The sequence below is a fragment of the Streptococcus cristatus genome (assembly GCF_001588905.1).
GTDB lineage: Bacteria > Bacillota > Bacilli > Lactobacillales > Streptococcaceae > Streptococcus > Streptococcus cristatus_N.
This window is the reverse complement of record NZ_LAWH01000034.1, coordinates 13,407-33,565: the sequence shown is the minus strand read 5'-3', so window position 1 is coordinate 33,565 and position 20,159 is coordinate 13,407. Positions and strand designations below refer to the sequence as shown.

15 protein-coding genes and 1 tRNA gene are annotated in these 20,159 nt (G+C 43.7%); 14 read left to right on the top strand and 2 right to left on the bottom strand.

What is annotated here, in order from left to right:
- The first annotated feature begins 34 nt into the window (after window positions 1-34).
- The 10 genes from A0765_RS07385 to A0765_RS07340 all read left to right on the top strand — a co-directional run bounded on the left by A0765_RS07385 (window position 35) and on the right by A0765_RS07340 (window position 8,770).
- Window positions 35-108: transfer RNA gene (locus A0765_RS07385), tRNA-Asn, on the top strand.
- A gap of 168 nt (window positions 109-276) precedes the next feature.
- A complete protein-coding gene (locus A0765_RS07380) occupies window positions 277-720 on the top strand; it encodes a zinc-dependent MarR family transcriptional regulator (RefSeq protein ID WP_048791672.1) in 444 nt (147 codons plus the stop codon).
- Window positions 717-1,427, top strand: coding sequence for a metal ABC transporter ATP-binding protein (locus tag A0765_RS07375; protein WP_062005698.1), 711 nt, complete (start codon window positions 717-719; stop codon window positions 1,425-1,427). Before A0765_RS07380 ends, A0765_RS07375 begins: the two co-directional genes overlap by 4 nt.
- Window positions 1,420-2,226 carry a metal ABC transporter permease gene (locus tag A0765_RS07370; RefSeq protein ID WP_062005696.1) on the top strand — a complete coding sequence of 269 codons (807 nt, stop codon included), beginning with the start codon at window positions 1,420-1,422 and terminating at the stop codon, window positions 2,224-2,226. The genes A0765_RS07375 and A0765_RS07370 overlap by 8 nt, the downstream gene beginning before the upstream one ends.
- Before the next feature lie 9 nt (window positions 2,227-2,235).
- Complete coding sequence (locus A0765_RS07365; RefSeq protein WP_062005694.1) at window positions 2,236-3,738, top strand: zinc ABC transporter substrate-binding protein AdcA; 1,503 nt, start codon at window positions 2,236-2,238, stop codon at window positions 3,736-3,738.
- 146 nt (window positions 3,739-3,884) lie between these two features.
- Window positions 3,885-4,328 (top strand): CopY/TcrY family copper transport repressor, encoded by a 444-nt coding sequence (locus tag A0765_RS07360; protein WP_062005692.1) that lies wholly within the window; start codon window positions 3,885-3,887, stop codon window positions 4,326-4,328.
- Window positions 4,328-6,574, top strand: coding sequence for a heavy metal translocating P-type ATPase (locus tag A0765_RS07355; protein ID WP_062005690.1), 2,247 nt, complete (start codon window positions 4,328-4,330; stop codon window positions 6,572-6,574). Before A0765_RS07360 ends, A0765_RS07355 begins: the two co-directional genes overlap by 1 nt.
- A gap of 20 nt (window positions 6,575-6,594) precedes the next feature.
- Entirely contained in the window at window positions 6,595-6,810 is a 216-nt protein-coding gene (locus tag A0765_RS07350; RefSeq protein ID WP_062005688.1) for a heavy-metal-associated domain-containing protein, read from the top strand.
- Window positions 6,811-6,878: 68 nt separating this feature from the next.
- A complete protein-coding gene (locus A0765_RS07345; RefSeq protein WP_062005686.1) occupies window positions 6,879-7,442 on the top strand; it encodes a DUF6287 domain-containing protein in 564 nt (187 codons plus the stop codon).
- A 197-nt stretch (window positions 7,443-7,639) separates the two neighbouring features.
- Window positions 7,640-8,770 (top strand): ABC transporter ATP-binding protein, encoded by a 1,131-nt coding sequence (locus tag A0765_RS07340; protein ID WP_005591277.1) that lies wholly within the window; start codon window positions 7,640-7,642, stop codon window positions 8,768-8,770.
- Window positions 8,771-8,839: 69 nt separating this feature from the next.
- On the opposite strand, the gene A0765_RS07335 is transcribed toward A0765_RS07340, so the two are convergent.
- The gene (locus tag A0765_RS07335) at window positions 8,840-9,688 is read right to left on the bottom strand and encodes a methyltransferase domain-containing protein (RefSeq protein WP_062005684.1); all 849 of its coding nucleotides are present in this window, start codon (window positions 9,686-9,688) and stop codon (window positions 8,840-8,842) included.
- Between the two features lie 151 nt (window positions 9,689-9,839).
- On the opposite strand from A0765_RS07335, the gene A0765_RS07330 reads away from it, so the two are divergent.
- Window positions 9,840-10,118, top strand: coding sequence for a DUF6110 family protein (locus tag A0765_RS07330; RefSeq protein ID WP_000910910.1), 279 nt, complete (start codon window positions 9,840-9,842; stop codon window positions 10,116-10,118).
- A 1-nt stretch (window position 10,119) separates the two neighbouring features.
- Window positions 10,120-12,183 carry a heavy metal translocating P-type ATPase gene (locus tag A0765_RS07325; protein WP_062005682.1) on the top strand — a complete coding sequence of 688 codons (2,064 nt, stop codon included), beginning with the start codon at window positions 10,120-10,122 and terminating at the stop codon, window positions 12,181-12,183.
- 89 nt (window positions 12,184-12,272) lie between these two features.
- Here A0765_RS07325 and tyrS read toward each other — a convergent pair whose 3' ends face one another.
- Complete coding sequence (gene tyrS, locus A0765_RS07320; protein ID WP_062005680.1) at window positions 12,273-13,529, bottom strand: tyrosine--tRNA ligase; 1,257 nt, start codon at window positions 13,527-13,529, stop codon at window positions 12,273-12,275.
- A gap of 195 nt (window positions 13,530-13,724) precedes the next feature.
- Between tyrS and pbp1b the strand changes: the two genes are divergently transcribed.
- Together pbp1b and rpoB are read left to right on the top strand one after the other, a co-directional pair.
- Window positions 13,725-16,145 (top strand): penicillin-binding protein PBP1B, encoded by a 2,421-nt coding sequence (pbp1b, locus tag A0765_RS07315; RefSeq protein ID WP_062005678.1) that lies wholly within the window; start codon window positions 13,725-13,727, stop codon window positions 16,143-16,145.
- A gap of 415 nt (window positions 16,146-16,560) precedes the next feature.
- Window positions 16,561-20,133, top strand: a complete 3,573-nt coding sequence (gene rpoB / locus A0765_RS07310; RefSeq protein ID WP_005591272.1) for a DNA-directed RNA polymerase subunit beta — start codon at window positions 16,561-16,563, stop codon at window positions 20,131-20,133.
- Window positions 20,134-20,159 lie beyond the last annotated feature (26 nt).

The following is a 20,159-nucleotide window of genomic DNA, read 5'->3' as shown; positions in this document are numbered from 1 at the left end:
CCCCCTGTGAGATATGGTAGTCGCTTAGCTATTATCCGCCATAGCTCAGTTGGTAGTAGCGCATGACTGTTAATCATGATGTCGTAGGTTCGAGTCCTACTGGCGGAGTAAATTAGCATATGAGAAAAGAGCAGTTAGCTCTTTTTTCTTTGTCTCTATCAATGCTTTTGCATTGTTTTAGAATCAGAGTGTTACTATAGTTGGAGCTTGACTCTTTTCTTTTTTGTGGTATAATTAACCGGTAAAGTTTCAACTGGTTAAGAAAGGGAGCGAACAATGGGGCATTTAGCAGAAAAAATTAATCATTTTTTGAATGAGGTTATATTGACAGCTGAGAATCAACATGAAATCTTGGTCGGCTCTTGTACGAGCGATGTGCGGCTAACGAACACGCAGGAACATATTTTAATGCTCTTGTCTCAGGAGTCTTTGACAAATTCTGACTTGGCAAAAAGACTGAATGTTAGTCAGGCTGCTGTAACTAAAGCTGTTAAGGCGTTGGTGGAGCAAAAGATGTTGGAAACATTCAAGGATGAGAAGGATGCTCGTGTGACTTTTTATCGATTGACTGATTTGGCACGACCGATTGCGGAAGAGCATCAGCACCATCATGTGCATACTTTAGATACCTACCAGAGATTGGCAGAGCAATTTTCTTCTGATGAGCAAGAAGTGATTGTGAGGTTTTTGGATGGTTTGATTGGAGAAATTGGGAAATGAGATATATCACAGTGGAAAATCTGTCCTTTTACTATGACAAGGAACCTGTGTTGGAGCATATTCATTATTTTTTGGATAGTGGCGAGTTTGTAACCTTGACAGGGGAGAATGGGGCTGCTAAGACGACACTTGTCAAGGCTAGTCTGGGGATTCTGCAGCCTAAGCATGGCGAGGTCAAGATTTCCAAGACCAATGAGAGAGGCAAGAAATTGAGAATTGCTTATTTGCCTCAGCAGATTGCTAGTTTTAATGCAGGTTTTCCTAGTACGGTATATGAGTTTGTCAAGTCTGGACGTTATCCGCGCAAGGGTTGGTTTCGTCGTTTGAATGAGCATGATGAGGAGCATATCAAGGCAAGTCTGGAGTCGGTTGGAATGTGGGAACATCGGGATAAGCGAATTGGTTCTCTTTCTGGCGGGCAAAAGCAGAGGGCTGTGATTGCTCGGATGTTTGCTTCGGATCCGGATATTTTTGTCCTAGATGAGCCGACAACAGGGATGGATGCAGGCAGCAAGGATGAATTTTACAAGCTCATGCACCATAGTGCTCACCAGCATGGGAAAGCTGTTTTGATGATTACACACGATCCGGAAGAAGTTCGTAAATATGCCGATCGTAATATTCATTTGGTCCGTAATCAGGACTCACCTTGGCGCTGTTTCAATGTGCATGAAAGCGACAATAGACAGGAGGTGAGTCATGCTTAATCTATTTTCCTATGATTTTATGCAGCGAGCCTTTTTAGCAGTTATTGCCATGAGCCTCTTTTCACCGATTCTGGGGACTTTCTTGATTTTACGGCGGCAGAGTCTTATGAGTGACACGCTTAGTCACGTTTCATTGGCAGGTGTGGCCTTTGGCTTGGTTCTAGGTTTGTCACCGACCTTCACAACGGTAGTGGTGGTTATAATCGCAGCAGTCTTCTTAGAGTATCTGCGGACTATCTATAAAAATTTCATGGAAATCGGGACAGCCATTCTTATGTCAACTGGCTTAGCCATTTCCTTGATTGTTATGAGTAAGGGCAAGAGTTCCAGCGCCATGAGTCTGGACCAGTATCTATTTGGCTCTATTGTGACTATCAGTAGGGAGCAGGTGATTTCTCTTTTTGTTATTGCTGCTGTGGTGCTTGTCTTGACCTTGCTCTTCATTCGGCCTATGTACATCTTGACCTTTGATGAGGATACGGCCTTTGTGGATGGGTTGCCGGTGCGGTCTATGTCTATTCTCTTTAATATCGTGACGGGCGTTGCGATTGCTCTCATGATTCCAGCTGCGGGAGCCTTGCTGGTTTCGACCATTATGGTCTTGCCGGCCAGTATTGCCCTGCGGATTGGGAAAAATTTCAAGTCGGTTATTCTACTGGCAAACGTCATCGGCTTCTTTGGTATGATTGCCGGACTTTATATTTCTTACTATGCAGAAACGCCAGCAAGCGCCAGCATTACGATTATCTTCGTCAGCTTGTTCTTGCTGGTCAATCTGGTCAAAAAATTTATGAAATAGGAGCATAAAATGAAAAAAATTGGTTTACTATTAGCAGGTTTACTGAGTATTTTCTTAGTAGCTTGTTCCAATCAAAAAAATGCAGATGGCAAGCTCAATATTGTCACGACTTTTTATCCTGTTTATGAGTTTACCAAGCAGGTGGCTGGAGATGAAGCCAATGTTGAACTTCTAATCGGGGCTGGTACAGAGCCGCATGATTATGAGCCTTCAGCCAAAGCGGTTGCGAAGATTCAGGATGCAGATGCCTTTGTATATGAAAATGAAAATATGGAGACTTGGGTTCCAGATACGCTAAAAACTTTGAAAAATAAGGAAGAAAAGGTTATCAAGGCGACTGGAAATATGCTTTTGCTGCCTGGTGGTGAAGAGGAAGAAGACCACGACCATGGTGAAGAGGGGCATCATCATGAATATGACCCCCATGTTTGGCTGTCTCCGAAGCGAGCTATTAAAATGGTGGAACATATCCGAGATAGTCTGAGCAAGGCCTATCCTGACAAGAAAGCTGCCTTTGAGAAAAATGCAGCGGCTTATATCAAGAAGCTGGAAGCCTTGGACAAAGAATATGAAGCTGGTTTGGCCAACGCTAAGCAAAAGAGCTTCGTCACTCAGCACGCTGCCTTTAACTATCTGGCATTGGACTATGGCTTGAAGCAGGTGCCAATTTCTGGACTTTCACCAGACAGTGAACCATCCGCTTCACGCTTGGCTGAATTGACCGAGTATATCAAGAAAAATAAAATCAAGTATATTTACTTTGAAGAGAATGCTTCCCAGGCTCTGGCTTCTACATTGGCTAAGGAAACAGGAGTAGAGCTTGATGTATTGAATCCGCTGGAAAGCTTGACAGAAAAGCAGAGCAAGGACGGGGCAGACTATATTTCGATCATGCAGGCTAATCTAAAGGCTCTCAAGAAAACGACTGACCAAGAGGGAGCAGAGATTGCTGCTGAGAAAGAAGAGGATACTAAGACAGTTCAAAATGGCTACTTTGAAGACAGTGCCGTCAAGGATCGGACCTTGTCTGACTATGCTGGCGAGTGGCAGTCTGTTTACCCTTATCTGCAGGACGGTACTTTGGACCAAGTCTTTGACTATAAGTCTAAGCTAACTGGTAAGATGACGGCAGCTGAATACAAGGACTACTATGACAAGGGCTACAAGACGGATATTTCCAATATCAATATCACAGACAAGACCATGGAATTTGTGGTAGATGGAAAATCCAAGAAGTATACATATAAATACGTTGGTAAGCACACTCTGACTTACTCTAAGGGAAATCGTGGAGTTCGCTTTATGTTTGAAGCGACAGATGCGGATGCTGGCCAGTACAAATATGTTCAGTTTAGCGACCATAACATTGCACCGACCAAGGCGGCTCACTTCCATATCTTCTATGGTGGTGAGAGTCAGGAAGCGCTCTTTAATGAGCTGGAAAACTGGCCAACCTACTATCCAAGTAAGTTGACAGGTCAAGAAATCGCCCAAGAGATGTTGGCACACTAATAGAATAAAGCAAGAAGACGGGATTATCCCGCCTTCTTTTTTGTATATCAGGAAATAACGATAAAAATACTTGACAAATTACGATTACAATTGTAAACTAATAAAGAATCGAATTACAAATGTAAATGTTAAGGAAGTGTTAGACAATGGAACAGCAAAATATGAGCCAAGCAGAATGGCAAGTGATGCGTGTGCTGTGGGCCTATCCACACAGTCGCAGTACAGAGATTATAGCGCGGTTGGAAGCTGATTTTTCCTGGAAACCGGCAACCATCAAGACCCTTTTGAATCGTCTGAAGACCAAAGAATTTATTGCCATGGAAAAAATTGAGGGTAAGTTTTACTACGATGCCCGGATTTTAGAAGCGGACCATCTGGAAAGCACTTGGCAGTCGCTTTTTGATAATATATGTAACACTAAACACGGAGATCTTTTGATTTCAATGATTGAGAGAAGTCAGTTCAGTCAAAGGGACTTGGAGCGGCTCAGCCAAGTCATCGATAAGAAAAGAGCTTCGGCTCCGCTGGAAATTAAATGCCACTGCCCTCAAGGCCAGTGTCGTTGCGGGCACAGAAAGGAGACACATTGATGAGTGAGAAGAAAGAATACAAGCTATCAGGAATGACCTGTGCATCTTGTGCTATGACAGTGGAGATGGCGGTCAAAGATTTAGAAACGGTTGAGGATGTCAGTGTCAATCTGGCGACAGAACGTCTCAGTTTGCTGCCTAAGGCAGGATTTGACAGTCAGCAAGTGCTGGATGCTGTAGCCGAGGCTGGTTATCAGGCAGAAGAAAAAGGAAAAGACAGACCGTCTGATGTGAGTGAAGAGGCTGCAATGAAAGCTCAGGAATTGCAAAAAAAGAAACAGCAATTACTGATTCTTTTGGTTACGGCTCTGCCCTTGCTTTATATCTCTATGGGAAGTATGATTGGTCTTCCTCTGCCTAGCTTCTTGGACCATATGAAGCATCCCTTGCTCTTCGTTCTTTCACAACTGCTTTTGACTCTGCCTGCTGTGTGGATCGGTCGTGGCTTTTATCAGAGAGGATTTCGCAATCTTATCAAGCGACATCCCAATATGGATAGTTTGATTGCGGTGGGAACCAGTGCAGCATTTCTTTATAGCCTCTACTCGGTCAGTCAGGTTTTTCTAGGTCATCATCCCTTTGTCCATCAGCTCTATTTTGAGTCTGTTGCAGTGATTATTGCCTTGGTTCTTCTGGGTAAATATCTGGAAAGTTCTGCCAAGGGTCGAACGTCTCAAGCGATTCAGTCTCTACTTGAGCTAGTGCCTAGTCAGGCGACAGTGATTCGCTATGGAGAGGCTGTGACCATTGATACAGAGGATATCCGAGTTGGAGACATTATCCGTATCAAGCCAGGGGAGCGTATGCCGGTAGATGGCCTTGTGACAGACGGGCAGACCTTTGTGGATGAGTCCATGATGACTGGAGAAAGTGTCCCGATTGAAAAGAAGGTCGGCGACACTATCACCAGTGCCACAATCAATCAAAATGGTAGTATTGACTACCAAGCAATCAGGGTGGGTTCAGATACGACCTTAGCTCAGATTGTTAGATTGGTGGAGGAAGCACAGGGGTCTAAGGCACCGATTGCGGCCTTAGCTGATAAGATTTCGCTTTATTTTGTTCCAATCGTGCTGAGCTTGGCTACTTTATCTGCATTTGGCTGGTATTTTCTGGCTGGTGAGAGTCTTAGCTTCTCCCTGTCAATCTTTATCGCAGTTCTGGTCATTGCCTGCCCTTGTGCGCTGGGGTTAGCCACTCCGACAGCCATCATGGTCGGGACTGGTAAAGGGGCTGAAAATGGCATTCTGATTAAGTCTGGTCAAGCTTTGGAAGCGGCTTATCAACTGGATACTATTGTTCTTGATAAGACGGGGACGATTACGGTTGGTAAGCCCAGCCTGACGGATTTGTTACCTTTGAGTGCTTTTAATCGCTCTGACTTGTTGCGGCTAATAGCCAGTGCTGAGCAGCATTCTGAACATCCTTTGGCTCAGGCTATCTTGGAAGCAGCTGAAGAGGAGGAGTTTGACTTGCTGCCTGTCAGTCATTTTGAGGCCATTGTTGGCCGAGGATTGGCTGCTCAGGTTGAGGGCAAACAGCTTCTGGTGGGAAATGAGTCTCTGATGAAAGACAAGAACATTGACAGCAGTGTCTTTCAAGAACAGTTATTGGAGCTTTCCCAAGAAGGGAAGACAGCTATGTTTGTCGCAATAGATGGACAGCTAGAAGGTATTTTAGCGGTAGCAGATGAGATGAAGTCCAGCAGTCTGTCGGCTGTGCAGGAGCTCCAGTCTATGGGGCTGGAAGTTATCATGCTGACAGGGGATCGTGAAGAAACAGCGACAGCTATTGCCCAGAAAGCTGGAATCCAAAAAGTTATCGCAGGTGTATTGCCAGATGGCAAGGCAGCAGCTATCAAGAACTTGCAGGAAGCCGGGAAAAAACTAGCCATGGTCGGAGACGGTATCAATGACGCACCGGCTCTGGTTCAGGCAGATGTGGGAATTGCCATTGGTTCAGGCGCAGATGTAGCTATTGAGTCGGCAGATGTAGTGCTCATGCATAGTGATTTGCAGGATGTGGTCAAGGCTATCAAGCTCAGTCAGGCGACCATCCGCAATATCAAGGAAAATCTCTTCTGGGCTTTTGCCTACAATACACTAGGTATCCCGATTGCTATGGGCCTACTGCATCTTTTCGGCGGTCCCTTGCTCAATCCGATGCTGGCTGGTCTGGCCATGAGCTTAAGCTCAGTGTCAGTTGTGGCCAATGCTCTGCGTCTAGGACGCTTTAAAGTGAACTAAATATACGGAGGAATAAATATATGAAACAAATAGTTCAATTAGAAAATTTATCTTGTCAAAACTGTGTCAAACACGTCACCCAACACTTCCTATCTATGGAGGGAGTGTTAGATGTGACAGTAGATCTGGACAAGCAGACGGCAGAAGTTATTGCGGATAGATCCTTGAGTGCAGAGGATTATCAGGCAGCTTTGAGTAAAACCATCTATAAAGTCTTAGGGGTGCAGGATAACTGAGTCAACTTGTAAAATAGGCTGAAAAAGTCTATAATATTAGTAATCATTTAATAGATAAGGAGAAAGCCATGAAGCAGAAAATAGTCTATCCTTTGTTATGTTGCTTAGCTCTATCGACTTTGGCAGCCTGCTCTAGTAAGGCAGTTAATTCTACTCAGACAAGTTCGAGTACTACTCAGGAATCTTCTCAAGTAGCTTCTAGCCAGAGTGTTGCAGAATCGTCTTCTTCTGCTGCAAGCAGTCAAAGCTCAGCAGAAGCTAGTTCAGAAAAGACGCAAGAGGAGAAAAAATCAATGGATATTTCGGCCTTGGCCAATGGAGACTACTCCAGTGTGAAAGGAACCTGGCAGAATGCTGCTGGTCACCAGCTGGTGTTCAATGATAAAGGGTTAGTTTCTGATAGCTATGAGCTGTATGGAGCATCGTTAACGGATTATGGAACGGCTTCTGGCGGTGTGTACGGTGGTGAGACCGGAGGTTTCTTGCTAGAATTCATTCCAAAAGGTGTCAAGCTTGCGAATAAAGAAAATTTCCAAGATAGCTCAGATGCCAGCCAAGATCGTCTGTGGACGGGAGTTGGGATGAATAGCTTTGATGAACAAGGTCAATTTTATTATCGTGTTACTAACTAGTCGTGTAGGATAGAAATTTTCTATCCTATTTTTGTTTTAAAAGAGTAGTTAGTTGAAATATGATAAAAAATTGTGCAAACGTTTGAATAAATGCTTGAAATAATAATTAAAAAAGGATATAATATTTTTATGAAAGCGCTTTGAAATTTTTAGGGGTTTCAAAGGCAACTATTTTCACATAAAGTAAAGGGGAACTTATGGTTGAGTTAAATCTAAAAAATATTTATAAAAAGTATCCAAATAGTGAGCACTATTCTGTTGAAGACTTTAATTTGGACATTAAGGACAAGGAATTTATCGTTTTCGTCGGTCCGTCAGGATGCGGGAAATCCACAACGCTACGTATGATTGCAGGTCTTGAGGATATCACAGAAGGAACAGCGTCGATTGACGGTAAAGTTGTCAATGACGTGGCGCCGAAAGACCGCGATATCGCCATGGTCTTCCAGAACTATGCCCTCTATCCACACATGACAGTTTATGACAACATGGCGTTCGGATTGAAATTGCGCAAGTACAGCAAGGAAGATATTGACAAACGGGTTCAAGAAGCGGCTGAAATCCTTGGTTTGAAAGAATTCTTGGATCGCAAGCCAGCGGACTTGTCAGGTGGTCAACGTCAGCGTGTTGCTATGGGTCGCGCTATCGTGCGTGATGCAAAGGTTTTCCTAATGGACGAGCCTCTGTCAAACTTGGATGCGAAGCTGCGGGTGTCCATGCGTGCTGAGATTGCCAAAATCCACCGCCGTATCGGAGCAACAACCATCTACGTTACCCACGACCAGACAGAAGCGATGACGCTGGCTGACCGGATTGTTATCATGTCAGCAACCAAGAACCCTGCTGGAACTGGAACGATTGGTCGAGTAGAGCAGATCGGTAGTCCACAGGAAGTCTACAGAAATCCAGTCAACAAGTTTGTGGCGGGATTCATTGGCAGCCCAGCGATGAACTTTATCACTGTGACACTTGAGGGGAATGAAATCGTTGCCGATGGCTTGCGTTTGACAGTGCCAGAAGGAACGCTGAAAGTTCTGCGTGAGAAGGGTTATGACGGCAAGAAATTGATCTTCGGTATTCGTCCAGAAGACATCAATACAGAACCTGCCTTCTTAGAGACCTTCCCAGATTCTGTGGTTCATGCGACCATCTCTGTCTCTGAGCTTTTGGGTTCTGAGTCTCACCTTTACTGCCAAGTTGGTGATAGCGAGTTTATCGCACGGGTAGATGCTCGTGACTACTCAGAAACAGGTGCAGGTATTGACCTTGGTTTTGACCTGAACAAGGCGCATTTCTTTGATTTCGAAACAGAGAAAACAGTTTATTAAAATATGAGTTATAAAAAAGATAGTCAGCAAGCCAAACGGAATGCATTTGGTCTGCGGACTATCTTTTCTTTATTTTGCTTTTCCGATAAGAATGGTAGCGGCAATAGTTACTTGGGTGAGGTCAGTCCAGTCGATCTGGTCTTGCTCAACGTGAAAGAGGAGTGGTGTCATCGCTAAAAGAGCGGCTCTACTTTCGGCAGTCAAGGAGTGGCTAGACTCAACATTGATTTCAGAGATTATATCGAAGTGCTCTCGGAAATGCTGGATGACTTCTTGGTTAGAGTAATCCTTGTTGCTGAGCTGTCTAGCGGCTTTTTGGCGAATTTCTTGAAGATGGCGCTCGGTGGGGATGACCTTGATGAGGAGGGCATTGTCAGACATGACTCGCCGAAATTCCTGATAATTGGCTGGAGAAAAGATGTCTAAAATGATGTCCATGCTGGCATCTTGTAGCGGTAGCTTGGCCAAATCACCGACGAACCAATTGACTGCGAAAGAGCCGTCGCTCTTGGCCGCCAACTGAATGGAATCTTTTGAAATATCGAAAGCATAGAAGGTTTTTTGGGGATGGGTTTCTTGGAGTTTACGAGAGTAGAAGCCCTCACCGCATCCAATATCTAAGACTGTTTTAGCAGATTCTGAGCTTGCAAGCAAGTTTGAGACAGCCTCTAAGATAGCTTGGTAGAATCCTGCTTCTAAGATCAACTGCCGATTTTGAAAACTGGCCTTATCGTAGTCTTTGGGCTGCTTGATTTGAGGTGCTAGATTTACATAGCCAAACTTAGCCAAGTCATAAGAATGCCGATGTTGGCATTTAAGGCTGCTATCCATCAGCTGCAGCTCTTCCTTGCAGATGGGACAGGCAAAAGCGGTCGCTGTGGCAAAACGCTGGAGTTTGGGTTTGAGGTTTGTATTCATAGTTTAAGTGTATCAAAAGAGACAAGTGAAAGCAACTTTAGGAGTAAGTAGATGGGAGATTCAGTAGAAATAAAACTAATTCTCCAATTTATAAAATGAAATTGCTTTTATATCTAAATTTCTATATAATAATGATAAGGAGGAAATAAGTATGTTAAAAGAAGTATTAACCGTTGCAAAAGTTGCGAAAAAATCTTCACTATTTTTGGGTGGTGTCGCATTTGGTACCCTTGGCTTGAAAATCTTAGCAAGTAAGGAAGCTAAAAAAGGTTATTCTAAAGCTTTGGCTAAGGCTTACAAGTTGAAAGACGGGCTAGATGCATCTGTTTCTGTTGTGAAACAACATGGAGACGATGTCTTGCAAGATGCCAAATATTTGTACGAGCAAGAGAAAAAAGAAGAGCAATTAGATAGCCTTATAGGGGAATAATATGTCTTTTAAAGTGCTACATAGAGGATACCAACATATCCGACTATCATCTTCTTTTTCACTCACCTTGGATATTCAAGACTATCTTCGTTCCTTGGCGAGAGATGAAAAGGGGATTGAGTCCATCCAGTTTTACATGGATCAACAGCACTTTACTCTACGTATAAAAGAAGGCTTCTCTGTATTAGACAATGCAGAAGCCTTTTTAAAAAGAATTGATAAAGGGAAAGTTTCTGAGTTGATGACTCTTCCCATTCGTAGAGAAGAGAGTGCTTATTCTATTGTTTCAGGTGCAGCGATTAAGCGTATACTTTTTCGTAGTTTTGTGCCGTATCCTATTCGCTATATATGGACTTGTTATCAGGCTTTTGGCTATATTAGAGAAGCTTATCAAACACTAGCGCGCAAGGAACTAACGATGGAGGTCCTGGACTGTTCGGCGATTTTATTGTCCTTGTTTATGAACCAATCTAAGACGGCTAGCAATATCATGTTTATGCTTGATTTGGGGAATCATTTAGATCAGTGGTCCTTGAAAAAAACTGCAACAGATTTAGAACAAAGCCTTCTTGCAAAAGAGAGCGATGTATTTCTAGTACAGGGGGATACGGTTGTTAGTATCAAGAGTTCCGATGTTCAAATAGGAGATGTCTTGGTCCTATCTCAAGGAAATGAAATTCTGTTTGATGGACAAGTAGTTTCAGGTTTAGGTATGGTCAACGAAAGCTCCTTGACAGGAGAGAGTTTTCCAGTTGAAAAAAGAGAGTCTGATTTGGTTTGTGCAAATACAGTATTAGAAACTGGAGAGTTACGCATTCGTGTAACCGATAATCAGATGAACAGCCGTATTTTACAGCTAATTGAGTTGATGAAGAAATCTGAAGAAAACAAGAAAACGAAACAACGCTATTTCATCAAGATGGCGGATAAGGTCGTCAAATATAATTTCTTGGGTGCTGGTCTGACTTACCTATTAACAGGTTCTTTTTCTAAGGCTATTTCTTTCTTATTGGTCGATTTCTCCTGCGCTTTGAAAATCTCTACTCCTGTAGCTTATTTAACGGCTATCAAGGAGGGTTTGAATCGTGAAATGGTGATTAAGGATGGGGATGTTCTGGAGAAATATCTGGAAGTCGATACCTTCTTATTTGATAAGACGGGGACAATCACAACTAGCTATCCTATAGTTGAAAAGGTGTTACCTTTTGGAGACTATAGTGAGGAAGATATTCTCAGAATCAGTGCCTGTCTTGAGGAGCACATCTATCATCCTATCGCTAATGCCATTGTCAAGCAAGCTGAGATAGAGGGAATTGAACATGAGGAAATGCATGGGAAACTCCAATATATTGCAAGCAAGGGAATTAAGTCCCATATTGATGGTGAATCGGTTGTCATCGGAAATTTTGTCCTGATGCAAGACGAGCAAATCAATATTAGTCCTGAACAAAATGCCCTGATCGAAGAATATAAGAATCACTACAATCTACTGTTCTTGGGCTATCGCAATGATCTTATTGGGATGTTCTGTATCCATACTCCTTTGAGAAAAGAAGCAAAAGTTGCCTTAGAAAAGCTCAAAGCTCAAGGAAAGAAACTGATTTTAGCAACAGGTGATACCTTGGTTAGAACGGAAGAACTTGTAAAAGATTTGCCGTTTGATCAAGTTTATACAGATTTGAAACCTGATGGAAAATTTGAATTGGTGCAGGAGTTACAGCAATCTGGTCATGCTGTCTTAATGGTCGGAGACGGCCTGAATGACTCGGCAGCTCTAACCCTTGCGGATATTGGTGTTGTGATGAATGAAAGTGCAGATATTTCTAAGCAAATGAGCGATATATTATTATTAGATAATCGCTTGGATTTTTTTGAAGAATTAGACTCTCTTTCATCGTCTTTGCAAAAACTGATTCAGAAGAATATCCAAGAAACTGTCGTCGTAAATAGTAGTTTGATTGGCTTTGGTTTATTTAACTGGCTTAGTCCTTCCAATCTTTCTATCTTACATAACCTCACAACTTTGCGAATTGTACTTCGTAGTCTTTCTGTTAAGAATAGATAAGTAAGAAGATTTTAATCTACTATGAGCAAAAAGGAGTTATCTCAGGGAAGAGTAACTCCTTTTGTTTGTGTAGATAAGTTTTGAATGTTTTAGTATGTAAGGACGAAGTATTTCTTCTTACCGCGGCGGATAACAGTGAGTTCGTTCTCTAACTTGTCTGCGTCACTCAAGACATAGTCAAGGTCTTGGATGCGGTCGCCATTGACATAGATGGCTCCATTTTGTACATCTTCGCGGGCTTGGCGTTTTGAGTTGACCACGCCAGATGTCACGAGGATCTCCACGATGTTAAGATTTTCGTCGGCTTGAACTTGGTAGTTTGGCACGCCACGAAGTCCTTGTTTGAGTTCTTTGACAGAAAGGTTTTTGATATTTCCAGCAAAGAGTTGCTCGGTAATGTTAAGGGCTTCTTTGTATGCTTCTTCGCCGTGAACAAGTGTGACGACTTCACGAGCGAGGACTTTTTGAGCCAAGCGTTCGTGTGGAGCCGCTTCAAATTGTTTGCGGATATCCTCAATCTCATCAAGTGACAAGAAAGTAAAGATCTTCAAGAAGCGAACAGCGTCAGCGTCCATGACATTCATCCAGAATTGGTACATTTCGTATGGAGAAGTCTTTTCAGGATTGAGCCAGACTGCGTTGCCTTCTGACTTACCAAATTTCTTACCAGTCGCATCAGTGATAAGAGGGACTGTGATAACGTGGCCAGTCTTGTCAGCTTTACGACGAAGTAATTCGGTACCAGCTGTCATATTTCCCCATTGGTCAGAACCACCGATTTGCAGCGTTACGTTGTGTTCTTTGTTAAGGATGTAGAAATCGTAACCTTGCATGATTTGGTAGGCAAACTCAGTGTAAGAAATCCCTGTTTCAATGCGTTTTTTCACAGATTCCTTATTCATCATAGCGTTGATGGTGAAGTATTTACCGACATCACGGAGGAAGTCAATGAAGCTGATGCTGCCAAACCAGTCGTAGTTGTTGACCATGACAGCCTTGTTTTCGCCATTTTCAAAGTCAAGAAAGCGTGACAGTTGGCCTTGGATAGACTGAACCCAGCCATCAACGGTTTCCTTGGTTTGCAGGCTACGCTCTGCATCTTTAAAGGATGGGTCGCCAATCAAACCTGTTGCACCACCGACGAGGGCATAAGGTTTGTGACCGGCTAACTGTAAGCGACGGCTGGTCAAAATAGCCACCAAGTGACCTAAGTGCAGACTGTCCGCTGTTGGATCGTATCCGCTATAATAAGAGACTTGCCCTTCTTCTAAGGCTTTACGCAAAGCTTCTTCATCAGTTGTTTGAAAAATCAAACCACGCTCTTTTAGCTCATCAAAAATGTGCATAGTTGTCTCTCCTTTTCTAAGATAGCAAAGACAGTTGCCCTTGCTCAATTATTTTTTGTCTTATCTTTCTATTGTATCACAAACCCGACAAATAGCAATGAGTAGCCAGAAAATAATTCCTGTAAAAGCGCTAGAATTAGCTCTTTCTTGATATAATCTGCTGATGTTTGCTATAATAGTCGATAAGGAGAATCTATGTTGAAACCATTTATAAAAAAGTTAAAACAGTTTGGTAAGGGGGAGCCCTCACCTGCTAAGACGTCTAAGCCAAAAGGAGAGACATGGTCGGTACTTGATATTGTTTCCGTTATTTTTCGGACAGTAAAACTACTCGTAAATGTCGCTTTTGTATTTATCTTTTTTGGAATAGTATTGGGGGCCGGACTCGGATTGGGCTATGCTGCCAGCCTTTTTAGTGATGTCTCCGTGCCGAAGCAGGAGGAGCTGGTAAGTCAAGTCAATAAGATTTCTGGGATTTCGAAGCTGACCTATGCTAACGGAGAGCTGATTTCTGAAATCGATAATGATTTGTTGCGTATCCCAGTTGCCAGCGATGCGATTTCGGATAATGTCAAAAATGCTATCATTGCGACGGAAGATGAGAACTTTGAAACTCACAATGGTGTTGTGCCCAAGGCGGTTCTGCGGGCAACCTTGGGTTCTGTAGTTGGAGTTGGTTCATCCAGCGGTGGCTCGACTTTAACTCAGCAGCTGATCAAGCAGCAGGTCGTGGGAGATGCTCCGACTTTCAAGCGGAAGGCAGTAGAGATTGTTGATGCCTTGGCTTTGGAACGCTATATGTCTAAGGATGACATTCTGACTGCTTATTTGAATGTGGCACCTTTTGGTCGGAATAACAAAGGACAAAATATTGCTGGAGTGGAAGAAGCGGCTCAAGGGATTTTTGGTGTATCAGCCAAGGATTTGAGCATTCCACAGGCTGCGTTTATTGCAGGATTGCCTCAGAGCCCGATTGTCTATTCGCCCTATGCCTCTGATGGCAGTATCAAGAGTCCAGATGATATGTCTTTAGGTCTAGAGCGGGCTCGGAATGTTTTGTATAATATGTACCGTACAGGTCGACTGAGTGAGGCAGACTATCAGCAGTACAAAGACTATGATCTGACGCAAGATTTTAAGCCGACTGAGAGCCTTCAAAAGAGCTCGCATAGTTACCTCTACCATACAGCCTTTTCAGAAGCGCAGATGGCCATGTATCAGTATTTGATTCAGCGGGACAATGTATCCCAGCAAGAATTAAAAAATAATGCAACAGTTGAAGCCTATCAAGAGTTGGCTCGAAAAGAGCTGAGCGAGGGTGGTTATACGGTCACAACAACCATCAATCATTCGATTCATCAGGCGATGCAGAACGCAGTTGCCAACTACGGTGGACTCTTGGATGATGGGACAGGAATGGTCGAGGTTGGAAATGTCCTTCAGGACAATAAAACAGGAGCCATTATTGGTTTTGTCGGTGGTAGAGACTATAGTTCTAATCAAAACAACCATGCTTTTGATACGGAAAGATCTCCTGGTTCGACTATCAAGCCGATTTTAGCTTATGGGATTGCCATTGACCAAGGGCTAATGGGAAGTGCGAGTGTCCTTTCCAATTACCCAACGAACTTCTCTAGCGGTGAGCCAATTATGCACGTGGATAGTCGCGGGACAGGCATGATGGACCTGCAGGAAGCCCTCAATACTTCTTGGAATATTCCAGCTTATTGGACCTATCGTGCACTTCGTGAGAAGGGTGTGAATGTCCGAGGCTATATGGAAAAAATGGGCTATCATATTGACAACTATGACATTGAAAGTCTACCAATGGGTGGGGGAATCGAGGTTTCGGTTGCCCAGCACACCAACGGTTTCCAGACCTTGGCTAATAACGGTTCTTATCAAGAAAAGTATATGATTGAAAAGATCACAGCTCCTGACGGCAAGGTGGTTTATGAGCATAAGGCAAAACCAGTTCAGGTGTATTCGCCTGCTACTGCAACGATTATGCAAAGCTTGATGCGAGGTGTGCTCAACTCTGGTGCAACTACGACCTTTAAATCAAGGATTGGTCAAGTCAATGGTACCTTGGCAGGCGCAGACTGGATTGGTAAGACAGGTACAACCAACAGCAATGGTGATATGTGGCTCATGCTTTCTACTCCTCGTATGACTCTTGGAGGCTGGATTGGTCATGATGACAATACTTCTATGGCTGCCCTGACAGGCTACAATAATAATGCGGCCTATATGGCCTATCTAGCCAATGCCATTTATGAGGCGGATCCAAGTGCCTGGGGAATCGGAGAGAAGTTCAATCTTGATTCGAGCGTCATCAAGTCTGATGTTCTCAAATCTACTGGAGAAAGACCAGGAACCGTCACAATCAACGGTCGCTCTATCAATCTAAGTGGTCCGACTGTTCCTAGCTACTGGGCTAAGAATGGCGCTCCAACGACGAGCTATCGCTTTGGTATCGGCGCATCAGATGCGGATTATCAGAAAGCTTGGGGAGCTATCTTGGGTGGCTATACCTCTAATTCTGGTTCTAACTTTAGCTCTAATCCGAATTCCAATAATGGGACTAATTCTAGCAGTAACCGGCAGGGAAACTAGGACATCAAAAACGGCTTTTCAACTTTTCAGAAAGAAGAGGAAAGCCTTGCAATTTCTAGATAAATACGGTATAATAGTATCAATAATTTGTCGTGTGCTTTAATTGAAATATTGTCCGATTAAAGCTTGCAGCAGTTAAATCAAACTTTTTATAAGTCAGATTTAGCTGCTCTTTTTGTGTCTATTTTTCAGAATTCTAGGATTTGTAACGCAAATTTAAAGATTCTAAAAACTTAGCAAAAGGGACTGATTGTAGCTGTTTTGACGAGAGTCAATGGCGTAGAAGGGGTCTCCCCTTGGTAAGAGTGAAGAAGAGTACGATATGAGAGGCAAATGGTTAGTATTCCAATAATCAGAAAATCTCAATTTTCTCCGATTCCCTCCCTCTGTACTTTATAAAAAAGGAGTTAGAAACTTGGCAGGACATGACGTTCAATACGGGAAACATCGGACCCGTCGTAGTTTTTCAAGAATTAAAGAAGTTCTTGATTTACCAAACTTGATTGAAATTCAAACAGACTCGTTTAAAGATTTCTTGGACCATGGTTTGAAAGAAGTCTTCGAGGATGTGCTTCCTATTTCAAACTTTACCGACACCATGGAACTGGAATTTGTCGGCTATGAAATCCGTGAGCCTAAATATACGCTGGAAGAAGCTCGTATCCACGATGCTAGCTACTCAGCGCCAATCTTTGTGACTTTCCGCCTGATTAATAAGGAAACTGGTGAAATCAAGACGCAGGAAGTCTTCTTTGGCGACTTCCCAATCATGACTGAAATGGGAACCTTCATCATCAACGGTGGTGAGCGGATTATCGTGTCTCAGTTGGTGCGTTCGCCAGGGGTTTACTTCAACGATAAAGTTGACAAAAACGGAAAAGTTGGCTACGGTTCAACGGTTATTCCTAACCGCGGAGCTTGGTTAGAGCTAGAAACAGACTCAAAAGATATCGCCTATACTCGTATTGACCGGACGCGTAAAATTCCATTTACTACTTTGGTTCGTGCGCTTGGTTTCTCAGGTGATGATGAGATCTTAGACATCTTTGGTGACAGCGACTTGGTGCGCAATACCATTGAAAAAGATATTCACAAGAACCCAATGGACTCTCGTACGGATGAAGCTCTGAAAGAAATCTATGAGCGTCTTCGTCCAGGTGAGCCTAAGACGGCTGAAAGTTCTCGTTCTCTGCTTGTAGCTCGTTTCTTTGATCCACATCGTTATGACTTGGCAGCCGTTGGTCGTTACAAGATTAACAAGAAGCTCAACATCAAGAACCGTCTGCTCAATCAAACATTGGCAGAACATCTGGTAGATGCTGAAACAGGTGAAATTCTTGTCGAAGCTGGTACAGTCATGACTCGCAGTGTGATTGACAGCATTGCAGAGCAACTGGACAATGGTTTGAACAAGATCACTTATATTCCAAACGACTCAGCTGTCTTGACAGAGCCTGTGGAATTGCAGAAGTTCAAGGTCGTCGCACCAAGCGATCCAGATCGTGTTGTGACCATGATTGGTAACGCAAATCCTTCTGACAAGGTTCGTACTGTAACACCAGCTGACATCTTGGCTGAAATGAGCTATTTCCTCAACTTGGCAGAAGGTATCGGTCGTGTGGATGATATTGACCACTTGGGGAACCGTCGTATTCGTGCGGTTGGTGAGCTTTTGGCCAACCAAGTTCGTCTGGGACTTTCTCGGATGGAACGTAATGTTCGCGAACGGATGAGCGTTCAGGACAATGAGGTTCTCACACCGCAACAAATCATTAACATCCGTCCTGTAACTGCTGCTATTAAAGAATTCTTTGGTTCTTCACAGTTGTCACAGTTCATGGACCAACACAATCCGCTATCTGAGCTTTCTCACAAGCGTCGTCTATCTGCCTTAGGACCTGGTGGTTTGACACGTGACCGCGCTGGTTATGAAGTGCGGGACGTGCACTATACTCACTATGGTCGTATGTGTCCGATTGAAACGCCTGAAGGACCAAACATCGGTTTGATCAATAACTTGTCTTCTTACGGACACCTTAACAAATATGGCTTTATTCAAACGCCTTACCGTAAGGTAGATCGTGAAGCTGGCGTGGTAACCAACGAAATTGTTTGGCTGACAGCTGATGAGGAAGATGAATTTATCGTAGCGCAGGCCAACTCTAAACTGAATGAAAAAGGTGGCTTTGCAGAGCCTATCGTTATGGGACGCCACCAAGGTAATAACCAAGAATTCCCTTCAGACCAAGTAGACTACATGGACGTATCACCTAAGCAGGTAGTTGCCGTAGCGACAGCATGTATTCCTTTCTTGGAAAACGACGACTCCAACCGTGCCCTCATGGGTGCCAACATGCAGCGTCAGGCTGTGCCTTTGATCGATCCAAAAGCGCCTTATGTTGGTACTGGTATGGAATACCAAGCTGCCCACGATTCTGGTGCGGCGGTCATTGCCCAGTATGATGGTAAGGTTACCTATGCGGATGCGGATAAGGTAGAAGTTCGTCGTGAAGATGGTTCATTGGATGTGTACCACATTCAAAAATTCCGTCGTTCAAACTCAGGAACTGCCTACAACCAACGCACTCTTGTAAAAGTTGGCGATGTCGTTGAAAAAGGCGACTTTATCGCTGACGGACCTTCTATGGAAAATGGAGAAATGGCGCTTGGACAAAACCCAATCGTTGCCTACATGACATGGGAAGGTTACAACTTCGAGGATGCGGTTATCATGAGTGAGCGCCTGGTCAAAGACGATGTCTATACATCTGTCCACCTCGAAGAATACGAATCAGAAACACGTGATACAAAGCTTGGGCCTGAAGAAATCACTCGTGAAATTCCAAACGTTGGTGAAGATGCTCTTAAAGACCTTGACGAAATGGGGATTATCCGTATCGGTGCGGAAGTTAAAGAAGGCGATATCCTTGTAGGTAAAGTAACCCCTAAGGGTGAAAAAGATCTTTCAGCTGAAGAACGCCTCTTGCATGCTATCTTTGGTGATAAGTCTCGTGAAGTACGTGATACCTCGCTTCGTGTACCACACGGTGCCGATGGTGTCGTTCGCGATGTGAAGATCTTTACTCGTGCAAACGGTGATGAGTTGCAATCCGGTGTTAACATGCTGGTGCGTGTCTACATCGCTCAAAAACGTAAGATCAAGGTCGGAGATAAGATGGCCGGACGCCACGGAAACAAAGGGGTTGTATCCCGTATCGTTCCTGTGGAAGACATGCCATACTTGCCAGACGGAACCCCAGTTGATATCATGTTGAACCCACTTGGGGTACCATCCCGTATGAATATCGGCCAGGTTATGGAACTCCACCTTGGTATGGCAGCTCGTAACTTGGGCATCCACATTGCGACACCAGTCTTTGACGGAGCAAGCTCAGAAGATCTCTGGTCTACAGTTCGTGAAGCTGGTATGGATAGCGATGCTAAGACAATTCTTTATGATGGACGTACTGGTGAGCCATTTGATAACCGTGTTTCTGTCGGTGTCATGTACATGATCAAGCTCCACCACATGGTTGACGATAAGCTCCACGCCCGCTCAGTTGGTCCATACTCAACTGTTACCCAACAGCCACTCGGAGGTAAAGCTCAGTTTGGTGGACAACGTTTCGGGGAAATGGAAGTTTGGGCCCTAGAGGCTTACGGTGCGTCAAACGTACTTCAAGAAATCTTGACTTACAAGTCTGACGATATCAACGGACGTTTGAAAGCTTATGAAGCGATTACCAAAGGAAAACCAATTCCAAAACCAGGTGTGCCAGAATCCTTCCGAGTTCTTGTGAAAGAATTGCAATCTCTTGGTCTTGACATGCGTGTCCTTGACGAAGATGACCAAGAAGTAGAACTTCGTGACTTGGATGAGGATATGGATGAAGATGTAATCCATGTGGACGATCTGGAAAAAGCACGTCAAAAACAGGCTCAAGAAGCTAAAGCAGCTTTTGATGCTGAAGGAAATGAAGAAAAATAATTCGTCGCTGATTAGATAAATAAGAA

Coding starts and splice junctions, on each gene's coding strand:
- A0765_RS07380 (WP_048791672.1), top strand. CDS start 277: ATGGGGCATTTAGCAGAAAAAATTAATCATTTTTTGAATGAGGTTATA.
- A0765_RS07375 (WP_062005698.1), top strand. CDS start 717: ATGAGATATATCACAGTGGAAAATCTGTCCTTTTACTATGACAAGGAA.
- A0765_RS07370 (WP_062005696.1), top strand. CDS start 1,420: ATGCTTAATCTATTTTCCTATGATTTTATGCAGCGAGCCTTTTTAGCA.
- A0765_RS07365 (WP_062005694.1), top strand. CDS start 2,236: ATGAAAAAAATTGGTTTACTATTAGCAGGTTTACTGAGTATTTTCTTA.
- A0765_RS07360 (WP_062005692.1), top strand. CDS start 3,885: ATGGAACAGCAAAATATGAGCCAAGCAGAATGGCAAGTGATGCGTGTG.
- A0765_RS07355 (WP_062005690.1), top strand. CDS start 4,328: ATGAGTGAGAAGAAAGAATACAAGCTATCAGGAATGACCTGTGCATCT.
- A0765_RS07350 (WP_062005688.1), top strand. CDS start 6,595: ATGAAACAAATAGTTCAATTAGAAAATTTATCTTGTCAAAACTGTGTC.
- A0765_RS07345 (WP_062005686.1), top strand. CDS start 6,879: ATGAAGCAGAAAATAGTCTATCCTTTGTTATGTTGCTTAGCTCTATCG.
- A0765_RS07340 (WP_005591277.1), top strand. CDS start 7,640: ATGGTTGAGTTAAATCTAAAAAATATTTATAAAAAGTATCCAAATAGT.
- A0765_RS07335 (WP_062005684.1), bottom strand. CDS start 9,688: ATGAATACAAACCTCAAACCCAAACTCCAGCGTTTTGCCACAGCGACC.
- A0765_RS07330 (WP_000910910.1), top strand. CDS start 9,840: ATGTTAAAAGAAGTATTAACCGTTGCAAAAGTTGCGAAAAAATCTTCA.
- A0765_RS07325 (WP_062005682.1), top strand. CDS start 10,120: ATGTCTTTTAAAGTGCTACATAGAGGATACCAACATATCCGACTATCA.
- tyrS (WP_062005680.1), bottom strand. CDS start 13,529: ATGCACATTTTTGATGAGCTAAAAGAGCGTGGTTTGATTTTTCAAACA.
- pbp1b (WP_062005678.1), top strand. CDS start 13,725: ATGTTGAAACCATTTATAAAAAAGTTAAAACAGTTTGGTAAGGGGGAG.